The sequence below is a fragment of the Nocardioides sp. GY 10127 genome, assembly GCF_004919085.1.
GTDB lineage: Bacteria > Actinomycetota > Actinomycetes > Propionibacteriales > Nocardioidaceae > Nocardioides.
Map to the genome: position 1 here is coordinate 458,887 of NZ_STGL01000006.1, position 13,640 is coordinate 472,526.

13 protein-coding genes are annotated in these 13,640 nt (G+C 73.0%); 5 read left to right on the top strand and 8 right to left on the bottom strand.

All coding sequences use genetic code 11. From position 1 onward, the window contains the following. Window positions 1-16 precede the first annotated feature (16 nt). The 6 genes from E8D37_RS12250 to E8D37_RS12275 all read right to left on the bottom strand — a co-directional run bounded on the left by E8D37_RS12250 (window position 17) and on the right by E8D37_RS12275 (window position 6,318). Complete coding sequence (locus tag E8D37_RS12250) at window positions 17-1,207, bottom strand: ABC transporter substrate-binding protein (protein WP_206055715.1); 1,191 nt, start codon at window positions 1,205-1,207, stop codon at window positions 17-19. A gap of 215 nt (window positions 1,208-1,422) precedes the next feature. Next, entirely contained in the window at window positions 1,423-2,301 is an 879-nt protein-coding gene (locus E8D37_RS12255; RefSeq protein WP_136570029.1) for an ABC transporter permease, read from the bottom strand. Further along, entirely contained in the window at window positions 2,298-3,086 is a 789-nt protein-coding gene (locus E8D37_RS12260; protein ID WP_240770373.1) for an ABC transporter ATP-binding protein, read from the bottom strand. The genes E8D37_RS12255 and E8D37_RS12260 overlap by 4 nt, the downstream gene beginning before the upstream one ends. Window positions 3,087-3,380: 294 nt before the next feature. Then, window positions 3,381-4,763 (bottom strand): amidohydrolase family protein, encoded by a 1,383-nt coding sequence (locus E8D37_RS12265; protein ID WP_206055716.1) that lies wholly within the window; start codon window positions 4,761-4,763, stop codon window positions 3,381-3,383. Next, window positions 4,760-5,725 carry a PDR/VanB family oxidoreductase gene (locus tag E8D37_RS12270; protein ID WP_136570031.1) on the bottom strand — a complete coding sequence of 322 codons (966 nt, stop codon included), beginning with the start codon at window positions 5,723-5,725 and terminating at the stop codon, window positions 4,760-4,762. The genes E8D37_RS12265 and E8D37_RS12270 overlap by 4 nt, the downstream gene beginning before the upstream one ends. Further along, a complete protein-coding gene (locus tag E8D37_RS12275; protein WP_136570032.1) occupies window positions 5,722-6,318 on the bottom strand; it encodes a helix-turn-helix domain-containing protein in 597 nt (198 codons plus the stop codon). The genes E8D37_RS12270 and E8D37_RS12275 overlap by 4 nt, the downstream gene beginning before the upstream one ends. Before the next feature lie 348 nt (window positions 6,319-6,666). Between E8D37_RS12275 and E8D37_RS12280 the strand changes: the two genes are divergently transcribed. Genes E8D37_RS12280 through E8D37_RS12295 form a run of 4 tightly spaced genes read left to right on the top strand, consistent with a single transcriptional unit; the run spans window position 6,667 to window position 11,054 of the window. Then, window positions 6,667-7,962 (top strand): amidohydrolase family protein, encoded by a 1,296-nt coding sequence (locus tag E8D37_RS12280; RefSeq protein ID WP_240770374.1) that lies wholly within the window; start codon window positions 6,667-6,669, stop codon window positions 7,960-7,962. Then, window positions 7,959-9,383 carry an FAD-binding oxidoreductase gene (locus E8D37_RS12285; RefSeq protein ID WP_136570033.1) on the top strand — a complete coding sequence of 475 codons (1,425 nt, stop codon included), beginning with the start codon at window positions 7,959-7,961 and terminating at the stop codon, window positions 9,381-9,383. The genes E8D37_RS12280 and E8D37_RS12285 overlap by 4 nt, the downstream gene beginning before the upstream one ends. After that, a complete protein-coding gene (locus E8D37_RS12290; RefSeq protein WP_136570034.1) occupies window positions 9,380-10,021 on the top strand; it encodes a pyridoxamine 5'-phosphate oxidase family protein in 642 nt (213 codons plus the stop codon). The genes E8D37_RS12285 and E8D37_RS12290 overlap by 4 nt, the downstream gene beginning before the upstream one ends. Continuing rightward, complete coding sequence (locus E8D37_RS12295; RefSeq protein ID WP_206055717.1) at window positions 10,011-11,054, top strand: methylenetetrahydrofolate reductase C-terminal domain-containing protein; 1,044 nt, start codon at window positions 10,011-10,013, stop codon at window positions 11,052-11,054. Before E8D37_RS12290 ends, E8D37_RS12295 begins: the two co-directional genes overlap by 11 nt. 101 nt (window positions 11,055-11,155) lie before the next feature. Here the strand turns inward: E8D37_RS12295 and E8D37_RS19875 are convergent, their stop codons facing one another. Both E8D37_RS19875 and E8D37_RS12300 read right to left on the bottom strand, forming a co-directional pair. Continuing rightward, window positions 11,156-11,323: a hypothetical protein gene (locus tag E8D37_RS19875; protein WP_168929735.1), complete on the bottom strand. Its 168-nt coding sequence runs from the start codon at window positions 11,321-11,323 to the stop codon at window positions 11,156-11,158. A 77-nt stretch (window positions 11,324-11,400) separates the two neighbouring features. Further along, window positions 11,401-12,168, bottom strand: coding sequence for a GAF domain-containing protein (locus E8D37_RS12300; RefSeq protein WP_136570035.1), 768 nt, complete (start codon window positions 12,166-12,168; stop codon window positions 11,401-11,403). A gap of 180 nt (window positions 12,169-12,348) precedes the next feature. Between E8D37_RS12300 and serA the strand changes: the two genes are divergently transcribed. Continuing rightward, complete coding sequence (gene serA / locus E8D37_RS12305) at window positions 12,349-13,557, top strand: phosphoglycerate dehydrogenase (protein ID WP_136570036.1); 1,209 nt, start codon at window positions 12,349-12,351, stop codon at window positions 13,555-13,557. Window positions 13,558-13,640 lie beyond the last annotated feature (83 nt).

The following is a 13,640-nucleotide window of genomic DNA, read 5'->3' on the forward strand; positions in this document are numbered from 1 at the left end:
GTGCTGCGGACCTACGTCAGTTCGACAGGCCGATCGAGTCGTCGATGAACTCGTTCGTGTAGAGGTCGGAGACCTTCAGGCCGGAGGCCATGTCGGTGCCCAGCGCGCTGTAGGTCTTCGTCGCCTTGTCGAAGAACGCGCTCATGCGGTCGTCGTCGAAGTCGCCGATGTAGTCGTTGTCGCCGTTGCTGACGAGCTTGTCGCCCAGCATCGTCTCGACCGAGTAGTCGGCCATGCCCTGGGAGTAGGTCCAGCCGGTGTTGTACTCCTGGACGGCCTCGAGGACGAGGTTGTTGGCGTCGGTCGGGTCGGCGAAGTAGTTGACCTCGGCGCGCTGCAGGACCGGCGTGAGGGCCGCGAGGCAGTCGGAGAGGTCGTCGAAGTCGGCCGAGCGGACGGCGAGCGAGGACTGGTAGGGGTCCCAGCCGGTGTCCGAGATGAGGGCGTAGTCGACCTTCTTGCCCCAGGCCTTGACCTCGTTCTCGTACTGGTAGGGCTCGGCCGAGGCGAAGCCCTGCTGGACGTCCTTGCCTCCGGCGGCGACGAAGTTCGCCGGGGTGCCGTCGTAGGAGGAGTCCATGGAGTCCTTGGAGACGTAGCCGGCGGACTCGAGGTAGTCCATGTACGCCGAGCCGGCGAAGTAGCGCCACACGCCGCCCGAGGAGTCCAGGGCGTCCTTGAGGTCGTCGATGCCGGTGACGTCCGGGTAGTAGGTCGGGTCCCACATGACCATCAGCGGGCTGAGGTCGAGCGGGGCGAAGAACGACTTGGTGGGCGTCGTGGCCGAGGAGGCGATCTGGTCGTCGGTGGTGACGTAACCCATGGTGATCGACTTGTCGGTGTACATCTGGGCCGAGACGGTGCTGTAGCCGATGGCCGGGCCACCCGCGCGGACCTCGAGCTTGACGCCCGTGGACTCGCCGTTGTCGTACAGGGTGCCGGAGACGCTCTTGTTGTCGGCGTCGATCGTGGCGTCGTCGCCGAACATCTCGTAGAGGTGGCCGTGCTCGGCCTCGGGGTTCCAGTCGGTCTGGATGACGATGGTGGCCGGGCAGCCGGCGGCGGCCAGGTCGGTCGCGCCGGCGGCGGCCGTCTCGGCGGCGGTGTCCTCGGAGCTCTCGGAGCCGCAGGCGGCCAGGAGGGTGGTCGCGAGGGCGATGACACCCAGGCTGGCGGCGACGCGGGAGCGGCGGCGGATCACGGGCATGGTTGGTGCTCGCTTTCGAACAGGAGGAGGTGAACGGCGAAGCGGGTCGCTTCTCCCCGGCCGCCGTCCGCGCAGGACGGCGCCTCGCGCGCAGCGAGGGGGGATGAGGCCGGCACGGCGGCGCTGCCGTGCCCTAGGGGTGCCCCGAGGCGGTGGTGCGGCCGGCGCAGGGCGCGCCGGAGAACAGGGGTGGTGCGGTGGCCGAGCCGACGGGCTCAGCGGGTGGCGTCGTACCAGCGGCCCACGGCGAGCTTGGAGAGCAGGCCGAAGACCGCGAACATCACGATGCCCAGGAGCGCGGCGACGAAGATCGCGGCGAACAGCGCCGACATGTTCAGGAGCCGGGTGTAGGTGGAGATCAGGGAGCCGAGGCCCGGGGTGCCGCGCTGGAAGAAGAAGTCGCCGACGATGGCGCCGACCACCGAGAGGCCGGCCGAGGTGCGCAGGCCGACGAAGATCGAGGGCAGGGCGGCCGGCAGCTTGAGCTTGGTGAGCACGACCAGCGGCGAGGCCTTCTGCAGCTTGAACAGCTCGACCATCGAGCGCTCGACCGACTGGAGGCCGAAGAGGGTGTTCGCCACCATCGGGAAGAGCGAGATCATCACGCAGACGACGACGCGGGCGTTGAACTCGTAGCCGAACCAGATGCCGATGAGCGGGACGATCGCGAGGATCGGGATCGTCTGCAGCACCACGGCGTAGGCGTACGTGGAGCGCTGCACCCACGAGGCGGTGCTCATCGCGATCGCCCAGGTGATGCCGAGGACGGCCGCGATGGCGAGGCCCGTGATGGCCACCTGCGTCGTGTGCCAGGCGCTCTCGAGGATGTCGCCCATGGTCTGAGGGTCGAAGACGCCCTCGGTGAGCACGGCGTCCGGGGTCGGGAGCACGAACTTCTGGCCCTCGGGCAGCAGGTATCGGATCAGGTACCAGACGGCGATGATCACCACGAACACGATCAGCGGCGGCAGCGCGTTGCGCAGGGAGAGGACCAGGGCGGAAGTCCCACGACGGGACGGCGCCACGGCGGTGGCGGTCAGGGTCACCTGACCGCCCTGCTCGGCGGGAGCCTTGATGTCGGTGGAGCTGCTCATGAGTGACCTTCCCGCAGGGCGTGGGAGACACGACCGACGAGCTCACCGAACTCGGGCGTGTAGCGGATCTCGGGGTCGCGCGGCATCGGGAACGGCACGTCGAAGGTCTCCACGATCTTGCCCGGGCGTCCGGACATGACGACGACCTTGGTGGAGATGTAGACGGCCTCGGAGACCGAGTGCGTGATGAACATGCCGGCGAACTTCTTCTCGACGAAGAGCTTGATCAGCTCGTCGTTGAGGCGCTCGCGGGTGATCTCGTCGAGCGCGCCGAAGGGCTCGTCGAAGAGGAAGAGCTCGGGGTCGAGCGTGAGCGAGCGGGCCAGGGAGGCGCGCATCTTCATGCCGCCGGAGAGCTGACGGGGCAGGTGCTTCTCGAAGCCCTTGAGGCCGACCAGCTCGATGGCCTCGGCGGCCTTGGCGGCGCGCTCGGCCTTGCTGCGGCCGTTGAGCTCGGCGAGCAGCTCGACGTTGCGGCGGACGTCGCGCCACGCCAGCAGCGTGGCGTCCTGGAAGACGTAGCCGATGCGGTCGGTGTTGACCTGGACCTTGCCCTCGCTGGCCGACTCCAGCCCGGAGGCGATGCGCAGCAGCGTGGACTTGCCGCAGCCCGAGGGGCCGACGACGGTGACGAACTCACCGCGGCGGACGTTGATGTCGACGCCGGAGAGGGCGACGGTGCCGTTCGGGAACTGCATCGCCACGTCGGCGAAGTCGATGAGGGTGCCGGCCGGCGGTGCCGGTGCTGGCGCGGCCTGGGCCGCGCTCGCGGAGGTCGGGACCACGGGTGCTCGCTTCCTGGGGAGGTTGTCGAGGGCCGAGCCGGCCGATGTTGACCGGCTCAACATCGCTGACGCTACGAGACGCCTGTTTCGGCTCCGTGACATGCCTGTATCGAACGTTGCACGCGCTGGTCACCGTTTCATCACGCTGCGTTTGCGCACGTCACCGCGCCCCTGACCGCTGTGCCGCGGCTGTGGCCGGGCATGTGTCGTGCGTCTCGTCCCACGACACGTGCCCGGCCGGGAGCCCCTGCGGCCCACGCCTCAGCGGGCCAGCACCTCAGGCGGGCCGGTGCCTCAGCGCGGCCAGCCGCCCCTGGCGGCGAGCCCGCCGAGGGCCTCGCGCACCTTGACCCGCGACTCGGGGGCCAGGGGGTTGGTCGAGCGGCCCTCCTGGGCCACCAGCCGGCCGCCCACGTAGACGCCCTTGAGGTTGCGCAGGCCGCACGCCAGGACGTAGCTGCGGACCGGGTGCCACAGCGGACCGACGTCCGGGTCCTCCGGGTCCACGACCACGAAGTCGGCGAGCTTGCCGACCTCGAGCGAGCCGACGCGGTCGGCCACGCCCAGCAGCTGGGCGCCGCCGAGCGTGTGCAGGCGCAGCACCGTCTCCGGCATCATGTCGAGCGGACGTCCGGTCTCCGCGCGCACCGAGAACATGCCGACCCGCATGTTCTGCCACGGGTCGGAGACGTCGGTGCAGGCCTGGTCGTCCAGGCCCATGCCGACGGTCATCCCGGCCTCCAGCATCTGGGGCACCTTCGCGGTGCCCGAGGCCAGCCGGCCGTTGGAGGAGGGCTGCCAGGACATGCCGGAGCCCGACTCGGCTGCGGCGGCGATGATCTCCGGCGTGGTCTGGATGAAGTGGCCGAAGATCATCCCGGGGCCGAGCGCGCCGGCGTCGGCGTAGAGGGAGAACTTCGAGCGCTGGTGCTCCACGGCCTCGCGGGTCTCCAGGAAGTGCGCCTGGTTGACCACGCCCCAGCGGCGCATCGCCTCGACCTCGATCTCGGCGGCGTCCGGCCGGTTGGACCACTGGACGCTGCCGGTGACCGCGTTGCCCAGCGCCAGCGTCGGGTCGAGGCCGGCGACGTGCGCCATCACCTCGCCGAACCGCTCGAGCACGTCGTCGGCCGAGCCCTGGGCGTCGTCCAGCGGCGTGGAGTTCACGAAGCGCAGGCCGGCGTCGTGCTTCGCGTCGATCTGCCGGGTCTGGTACTCCAGCGGGCGCAGCGTGCCGACGACCTCGCGCACGCCGCCGACCATGGGCTCCCACGGGATGCGCGGGTCGGTGAAGTCGTAGGCCGTGGTGACGCCGTTGCCCAGGAAGTCCAGGGAACCGTGGAGCGTCGTCCAGTAGATGTCCTCGGGCGTGGCCTCGCGGATGAGGCCGAGCATCGAGTCGCACCAGCCGTACAGCGTCTCGGCCACGCCCAGGCCGCGCGAGGCCGAGGTGAACAGGTGGCTGTGGGTGGAGACGAAGCCGGGGGCCACGAAGGCGCCGGCCACGTCGAGGACGTCGACACCGGGGGCCAGGTCGGCGGCGGGGTCGCCCTCCCCCAGCGCCGCGATCCGGCCGTCGCGGACGAGCATCCAGCCTCGCTCGACGTAGCCGAGGTCCTCGCCGGTGCCCTCCGCGACGGTGATGAGTCGGGCGCCGGTCACCAGCAGGTCGTTCACAGCTCCACCTTGATCTTCGGGCACGCCGCGCGGGAGACGCAGACGTACATGCGGTCGCCGTGCTCGCGCTCGGCGGGGGTCAGGATCGAGTCCCGGTGGTCCACGTCGCCCTCGAGGACGACGGTCTCGCAGGTGCCGCAGGTGCCCTCCTGGCAGGAGGTGAGCACGAAGATGCCGTTCTCCTCCGCCACGTCGAGGATGCCCTGGTCGGGGCCGACGGTCGCGGTCACGCCCGAGAGCGCGAACTCGACCTCGAACGCGCCGTCCCAGACGACGTCGCCCTGCTCCTCCGGCACGAAGTGCTCTACGCGCAGGTGCGAGCCGGCGGCCGTGCAGGCCGCCTCGACCGACTCCAGGAACCCGGCGGGGCCGCAGGCGTGGACGACCGCGCGGGGCGCGGCCTCCACGAGGGCGGCGAGGTCGGGGCGTCCGCCCGGCCCGTCGGTGAGGTGGACGACGAGGTGCTCGCCGTGCCGCGCCGCCAGCTCGTCGAGGAAGGGCAGGCGCCCCTCGCGGCCGACGACGTGCAGCGCGTACTCGCGACCGGCCGCCAGCGCGGCGTCCGCCATGGGCAGGAGCGGGGTGAGGCCGATGCCGGCCGCGAGCAGCAGGACCGGGCCCTCGCCGCGCTCGAGCGCGAAGTGGGTGCGCGGGCCGGCCGCGGCGAGCGTGGTCCCGGGCACGGCGTGCTCGGCCAGCCACGAGGAGCCGCCGCGCGACTCTGCCTCGCGCAGCACCGCGAGGCGCCACGTGGTGGGCGCCTCCAGCGGGCCCTGGTCGGGGCCGCCGCACAGCGAGTACTGGCGGACGAGGCCGTCGGGGAGCACGAGGTCGACGTGGGCGCCGGGCTGCCAGCCGGGCAGCGCGCCGCCGTCGGCGGCGGCCAGCTCGAGGACGACGGTGTCGCCGACGTCCTCGCGGCCGACGACCTGCAGGGTCAGGTCGGGGGTGGGGGCGTTCATGGGTGGCGCAGCTGCTCCTTCACGACGATGAGCCGGTAGAGGTCGCCGTCGGCGGACCGCCACCGGTGCGGGGTGCCACCCGGACAGACGGCGCTGTCTCCCGGGGAGAGGGTCTCGAGGGTGTCGCCGAGCTCGACCTCGACGTGACCGAGGACGACGTACAGCCACTCGGCCTCGGCGTGGCTCCAGGTGTGGCCCCACTCGGTGTTCTCGCCGGTGACCTCCATGGGCGAGAACGCCGCGGAGCCGGGCTCCATCAGCAGCCGGGCCTCGCCCTCGCCGTAGCGGCCGTGCACGCCCTGCGGCCCCCGCAGGACGGTCGGGGAGGCGGACGGCGCGGGCTGGTCGGCGAACGTGAGCAGCTCCACCTGGCTCAGGCCCAGGGCCCGAGAGATCCGTTCCAGCGACGCCATGCTCGGCCGGGCGAGGCCCCGCTCGAGCTGGCTGAGGAACGGGTGGGAGAGGCCGGCGAGCTCGGCCAGCTGGACGAGCGTCATCCCCCGGGCCCGCCGCAGGGCGCGCAGGCGCTCGCCGAGGCGACCGGCGTCGTCCTCGACGGGCAGCGAGGTGGCGCTGCGGGTGGTGGCGGGCATGGCGTCTCTCCAGGTCACAGGGGGTTGAGCGGGTGCTCCACGGGTGGTTCCGCGGGCTCGGACGAACGGGTACGGGGGCTGTCGCGCCCGGGCCGGGCGGGGCCGCCACGGAGGCGGGACGACGGGCGGTCCGTGTGCAGACCCTAGGCCAGCCGCACGACCTCACAGGCCGCGCCGGGCAGCCGCAACGGGCCTGAAACGAACGTGACACGTCGGCGACACTGCCGACTCCTACCTTCACCGATGTTGATGTGATCAACATCGACTTCCGCCATCCTCGCACCCTCCTCCACCCTGAGGAAGACCCGGGCCGAGGACCCGGCGGCCGACGAAGGAAGACAGGTACCCGTGACCGCTCCCGCCCCGCAGCACCCCGGACCGCCCCCGAACGGCCCGGGCCCCGCGTCGGAGGTCCTGCCCCGTCCGATCGAGGTCCTGCGCTCCGCGCGCCTGGCCGACGGCGCGCTCGTGGACGTCGTCCTCGCCGGCGACGTCGTCGCGCAGGTCGTGCCCGCCGGCACCGCGCCGGCCACCGCGCCGGAGGCCGAGCTCTACCTCACCGGCTACACGCTGCTCACCGCCCCGGCCGAGCCGCACGCCCACCTCGACAAGGCCCTCTCGTGGGACCTCATCGACCCGCCGATGGGCGACCTCGGTCGCGCCGTGGAGTCGTGGGTCGCCCACCAGCACACGATGGACGTGGCCGAGATCGCCGGCCGGGCCCGCCGTCAGGCGCTGGCCATGCTCGCCCAGGGCACCACCGCCGTGCGCAGCCACGTCGACCTGCTGCGCACCGGCGACCCGCTGCGCGGCATCCGCGCCCTCGTCGGCGTCCGCGAGGAGCTCGCCGGGCTCATGGACCTCCAGCTCGTGGCGCTCGGCAACGAGTGGGCGCCGGACAGCGTCTACGAGGAGGCCGCCGCCCTCGGCGTCGACCTCGTGGGCGGCGCCCCGCACATGGCCGAGGACCCGATCGGCGAGCTGCACCGCGCGCTGGCGATCGCCGAGCGGCTCGACCTGCCGGTCGACATGCACACCGACGAGTCGCTGGACGGCCCGCTCACCATCGTCGAGCTCGCCCGCTCCACCCGCGGCTGGAGCCGCCCCGTCACCGCCGGCCACTGCGTCCGCCTGGGCACCCTGCCGCCCGAGCAGCTCGCCGAGGTGATCGCCGAGGTCGTCGCCAGCGACCTGGGCATCGTCAGCCTGCCGATCACGAACCTCTACCTCCAGGGCTGGGAGCACCCCGTGAGCACCCCGCGCGGCCTCACGGCCCTGCGCCCGCTGCTCGAGGCCGGGGCCCGCGTCTCGGCCGGTGCGGACAACGTCCGCGACCCCTTCAACCCGGTCGGGCGCAGCGACGCCCTGGAGACGGCCTCCCTGCTCGTCACCGCCGGCCACCTCACGCTCACCGAGGCGATCGCGCTCGTCACCGACGGCGCCCGCTCCGTCATGAGCCTGCCCGAGGCCGGCCCCCGCCCCGGCGCCCGCGCCGAGCTGCTCGCCGTCCGCGGCACCGGCCTCGGCCAGGTCGTCGCCGAGGCGCACCCCGACCGCTACGTCCTGCACGCGGGCCGGCTCGTCTCGGCCAGCCGCGTCACCACCACCACCGCCCTCCCGACCAGCCTGATGGAGCTCGCATGACCACCGCCCCCGCCGACCTCAGCCACCTCAGCCCGGCCGGCCGCGCCCCCGAGCACCTGCCCGCCGTCCCGGCCGAGCAGGTCGAGGCCCTCGCCGCCGAGCTCCGCACCCTCCTCGGGGACACCGGGGTGAGCGACGAGGCCGCCGCGCTCGACCGCGCCTCCGTCGACGGCGCCGAGATGAGCCCCGTGGTGAAGGACCTGCTGCCGCTCGGTCGCGCGCAGCTCGTCGCCTACCCCAAGGACGCCGAGCAGATCGCCGCCGTCGTCGGCGCTGCCGTGCGCCACGGCGTGCCCGTGACCGTGCGCGGCAAGGGCACCGGCAACTACGGCCAGGCCATCCCGATGGCCGGCGGACTCGTCCTCGACACCACCCGCGCGCGCAGCGTCGTCGAGGTGGGCGAGGGCTACCTGGTGGCCGACGCGGGCGCCCCCATCGTCCAGCTGGAGCAGGCCGCGATGCGCAGCGGCCAGCAGCTGCTCATGTACCCCTCGACCGTCCAGTCGACCCTCGGCGGCTTCGTCTCCGGCGGCTCCGGCGGCACCGGCTCGATCAAGCACGGGATGCTCCACAACGACTTCGTCACCAGCCTGGACGTCGTCCACGCCGTGCCGGACGCCGAGCTCATCCACCTGGAGGGCAAGGAGACCGAGGCCTACCTGCACAACTACGGGACGGCCGGGGTGATCGCCCGGATCGGCGTCGCGCTCGAGCCCGCCCAGGACTGGCGCGCCTTCTACGCCAGCTTCGAGGACGTCCACGACGCCTTCGGCCTCATCCGGCAGATCTCCGCCCTCGAGCCGACCCCGCGCCTGGTCTCCGCCGACGGCCCGCGGATCACCGCGGCCCTGCCCGCCGACGAGGCGCTGCCCGCCGACCGCTCCAGCCTGCGCGCGATCCTCGACGCCGCCACCGTGGAGGCCGCGACCGCGCTGGTCGAGGCCGCCGGCGGCACCGTCGAGGCGGTCCGCGAGGGCCTGCAGCAGACGATGAAGCTCTCCACCATCAGCTACAACCACCCGATCGAGTGGCTGATGAAGTCCAGCCCCGACGAGCGCTGGTTCCACGTCGAGGTCAGCGGCGACTCGCTCGTCGACCGCCTCGACGAGGTCCAGGAGGTCTACCCGGGCGCGCTGCTGCACATCGAGGGCCAGGCAGGGCGCCCCATCGGCATGCTGGCCGCGCCCTACACCTCCTCGGCCGACGTGTGGCCCGGCTTCGAGCGCCTGGTGGCGCTCGAGGTCGGGTTCCACAACCCGCACCAGTGGTACGTGGACTACCAGCCGGACGCCGTGCGCGCGATGGCCCCGGTCAACGACCCCCACGGGCTGCTCAACCCGGGCAAGCTCGCCGAGCCGACGGTGTGGACCGGCGCCGGCTCCAAGATGGTCGTCCCCATGCCCGACCTGGACGCCGAGTGACCGCCCCCTGGGCGGCCGGCTCCCCCGGGGCCGGCACCGGGCTGGCCGAGGACGGCACCTCGGCCGAGGACGCGGCCTGGCCCGAGGACCCCTTCGAGGTCCTCGCGGCCTGGCTGCCCGCCAACGACGACCCGGCGCGCCCGCTGATGACGCTCTCCACGGTCTCGGCGGACGGCTGGCCGGACGCCCGCATCGTCCTGCTCTCCGAGCTGGACGCCGACGGCCTCTACTTCCACACCGACAGCCGCTCGCGGAAGATCGCCGAGGTGGACGCCACGGGCCGGGCCGCGCTCGTGCTGCACCTGCCCGACCAGGCCCGCCAGGTCGTCGTGCAGGGCACGGTCGAGCCCGCCGACCCCGAGGAGGAGGCGCGCGTCTACGCCGTGCGCGGCGACTACCTGCGCACCCTGGCGTGGGTGAACACCGACGAGCTCGCCGCGGCGCCGCTGGGCGAGCGGATCGCGGCCTGGGCCGCGTTCGAGGGCGGCCCGGACCTGGCCCCGCCGAGCACCTGGACCGGACGCCGCGTGCGGCCGACCCAGGTGCGGTTCTGGGCCGGGCGGACCGACGCCCCCAGCCGTCGGGTCTGCTACACGCTCACCGACGCCGGGTGGGAGCGCGACGTCCGTGCCGGCTGACACCGCCTCGGCGGGCGCGCTGACCTGTCCCAAGGACATGGTCCACGGGCCGTGCGGCGGGGTCACCACGACGGGCGCCTGCGAGGTCGACCCCCGGCCGTGCCCGTTCGTCGACGCCGCCACCGTCACCTGGCGCGGGCCGGACCCCGACCCCGGGGTCGTCGCGCAGCCCGGCGCGGCCGCGATGCGGGCGCTCCTGGCGACCCGGCCGGTGGTGGTCGTCGACCTGCCCGCCGCGCCGCTCTCGCCGGCGTCGATCCGCGAGGTGGGGGCGATCCTCACCGGGCGGGTGGACGCCGTCCTGGCCGGGGACGCCGGGGACGCCCGCGTCCAGCTGCCGCCGGCCTACCGCGCGCACCTGCTGCGGGAGGCCGGGCTCGTGACGTGGACGGGCTTCAACAACCGCGACCGCAACCGGGTCGCGCTCGAGGGCGAGCTCGCGGCGCTCGCCGACGTCGGGGTGGCCGGCGTCCACTGCGTCACCGGGGACCACACGCGCACCGGCGACCGCCCGGACGCGGCGCCCGTCTTCGACCTCGACAGCACGCAGACCGCGGCCCTGGCCCGCCGCCACGGCCACCTGGTCTCCGTGGGCGAGAGCCCCGCGGCGCCCCCGACCGGGCGCCGCGCGGCCCGGCTCGCCGAGAAGGAGCGCGCCGGCGCCGAGGTGTGCTTCGTCAACCACTGCGGCGGGCTCGAGCCGATCCGGGCGTTCGCGGCCGAGGCGCGCGACCTGGGCGTGGGGGTCGGCTTCGTCCCGTGCGTCCCGATCGTGCTGGACGCCCGGAGCGCCGCCCTGCTGGCGTCCTTCACGACCTCGCCGATGCCGCCGGGCTACGCCGAGCGCATCCTCGCCGCCCGCGACCCGCGGGCGGAGGGCATCGCGCTGGCGGTGCAGCTGTGCCAGGACCTGCTGGCCCTGGGCGCGGACCTCGGCCTGGTCGGCGTCGACCTCTCCGGTGGCCCCGGCCCCGGGCAGAAGGCCTGGTACGCCGAGGCCGTCGGGGAGATCGCGGACCGCGTCCTGGCCTGACCGCCTCGAGCCCCAGCGGGCTCGGCGCGGGGCTGGCGCTGACCGCATCAACCAGCGAGGCCCGGGATGCTGTGCGCATCCCGGGCCTCGTTCGATGTCTGTCAGGTGGCGAGCCGCTTGCGGGCGGCCGGGCGGCTCCGCTCGCGGGCCATCTCGGCGCTGACTTCCCTCTGGGCGCGGTCGCGCGCCTGCTTGAAGTAGGTCTTGGGGTCCTGCAGGGCGCGCTCGATGCGGTCGTCACGGCTGGTCGTACGGAGCTTCTTCGCCACCTGCTGCCTCCCTGCTACGTGTTCCTGGCAGTGTGCCAGAAGGTACGGACACACCCTAGGAATCGGGGCCGACACTCCTAGGCTCGAGCGAGCGCCGCCGCGAGCGCTGCGGCCATCAGGCTCAGCAGGTGCAGGTCGTCGTTGTTGAGGTCGCCGGGCTCCAGCGCGTCCAGCGTGAGCATCCCGTAGGCGGTGTCCCCGGCCGCCACAGAGACCGAGATGAAGGTCTTGTAGTCCCGTGTCTTGCCGTTGTCCCAGCCAGGTGGCGGGTCCGCGTCGATGTCCTCGCAGAGCCGGTTCTCGCCGTTGAGCACCATGCCGATGGCTGCGTCACCTGCAGCGGTGCCCTCAGCGAAGGTCGTCCTGGGACTCCCTGAACGCCCTGCATGCTGCTGGGGGACCAGCCGTGCGGAATCCTCGTCGGTCAGCTCGAACCAGCACGCGCGAGACCTGTCCGGGCCGATGAGGTTCGAAGCGGCATGAAGCACGAAGGGCACGGTGGCGGCGATGAGCTCCTTGCGGGCAGGCTCGAGCTGCTCGGACGAGATGCGTCCCAGCTGCCGGAGGATGGGGTCGAGTACGTCGTTCATGGCGGCACGGGTCTCGGTGCGAGCCGCGAGCTCGCGCTGAGCCGAGCTGGCTTCTCGACGCCGGGCCTGGATCTGCCGCACCTGGGGCACGAGGAACGCCATGGCGGTCGCGGCGATCTGCGCTGCGACGAGCCAGGCCGCCTTCTTGCCGGTGGCGTCCTTGGCGAAGTAGGCCGCTACCGGGACGGCGACGACGAACACGAGCAGCACCCACGCCCCGTCGCGCGGCTTCTTCTCCGCAGAGGTCCCCGTCATGTCGGAGCCCAACGTAGGGCACGCCTCCGACGGCCGCCCGTCACACGAAGCCGGACCCGGCGTGGCCCTCCGGGGTCGAGCTCCAGGAGGCGTGAGCACACCTCGAGCGACGGCCGCGGCCGCGTCCCACCCCTCGTCCGGGCTGGGGCGCGGCAGGGACCACCGCCTACCCTGGCAGGCGTGAAGGCCCTGCTGCTGGAGAACATCCACCCCCTCGCCGTCGAGGTGCTGACCGACCGTGGCTACGAGGTCGAGCTGCTCGACCGCTCCCTCGACCACGACGAGCTCGTCGAGAAGCTCCAGGGCGTGTCCCTGCTCGGCATCCGGTCCAACACCCACGTCTCCGCCGAGGCGCTGGACGCGGCGCCGGACCTCAAGGCCGTCGGCTGCTTCTGCATCGGCACCAACCAGATCGACCACGCCCACGCGGCCGAGCGCGGCATCGCGGTGTTCAACGCCCCGTACTCGAACACCCGCAGCGTGGTGGAGCTCGTCATCGGCGAGATCATCATGCTGGCGCGCCGCCTGGCCGAGAAGACCGAGAAGATGCACGCGGGCATCTGGGACAAGTCCGCCAAGGGCTCCCACGAGATCCGCGGCCGCGTCCTCGGCATCGTCGGCTACGGCAACATCGGCACCCAGCTGTCGAACCTCGCCGAGGCCCTCGGCCTCACCGTCATCTTCTACGACACCGCCGACCGGCTCGCGCACGGCAACGCCCAGCGCAAGCGCACCCTCGACGCGCTGCTGGAGGAGGCCGACGTGGTCTCGCTCCACGTCGACGGCCGCCCCGGCAACGCCGGCCTCTTCGGCGCCGAGCAGTTCGCCAAGATGAAGCCCCGCTCGCTGTTCATCAACGCCAGCCGCGGCATGGTCGTCGACACCGAGGCCCTGCGCGACCACATCGTCTCCGGCCACATCGCCGGCGCGGCCCTCGACGTCTTCCCGATCGAGCCCAAGGCGCAGGGCGACGTCTTCGAGTCCCCGCTCAAGGGGCTCGACAACGTCATCCTCACCCCCCACGTGGGCGGCTCCACCCAGGAGGCGCAGGAGGAGATCGGCTACTTCGTCGCCAACAAGCTGGCGGGCTTCCACCAGCAGGGCCGCACCGAGCTGTCGGTGAACCTGCCCACCGTCGGCGCCCCCGAGCTGCACTCCGGGGTCCGGCTGGGCTACCTCCACGACAACCTGCCCGGCGTCCTGGCCGAGGTGAACCAGCTGCTCGCCGACTCCGGCGCCAACGTCACCGGCCAGTACCTGGCCACGGTGCGCCAGCAGGGCTACGCCGTCATCGACATCGACGGCGAGGTCCCCGAGGACGTCGTCGCCAAGCTCGCCGGCTCCGAGCACTGCCAGTGGGTGCGCACCTGGCACGCGCCGCAGGCCTGAGCCCCGGTCCCAGAAGCCCCGGCCCCACCAGCCCCGGCCCACCACCTCCCGCACGGCACGCCGCCGTCCGCCTCCCGCCGCCC

Coding starts and splice junctions, on each gene's coding strand:
- E8D37_RS12270 (WP_136570031.1), bottom strand. CDS start 5,725: ATGAACGCCCCCACCCCCGACCTGACCCTGCAGGTCGTCGGCCGCGAG.
- E8D37_RS12250 (WP_206055715.1), bottom strand. CDS start 1,207: ATGCCCGTGATCCGCCGCCGCTCCCGCGTCGCCGCCAGCCTGGGTGTC.
- E8D37_RS12255 (WP_136570029.1), bottom strand. CDS start 2,301: ATGAGCAGCTCCACCGACATCAAGGCTCCCGCCGAGCAGGGCGGTCAG.
- E8D37_RS12285 (WP_136570033.1), top strand. CDS start 7,959: ATGACCACCGCCCCCGCCGACCTCAGCCACCTCAGCCCGGCCGGCCGC.
- E8D37_RS12275 (WP_136570032.1), bottom strand. CDS start 6,318: ATGCCCGCCACCACCCGCAGCGCCACCTCGCTGCCCGTCGAGGACGAC.
- E8D37_RS12300 (WP_136570035.1), bottom strand. CDS start 12,168: ATGACGGGGACCTCTGCGGAGAAGAAGCCGCGCGACGGGGCGTGGGTG.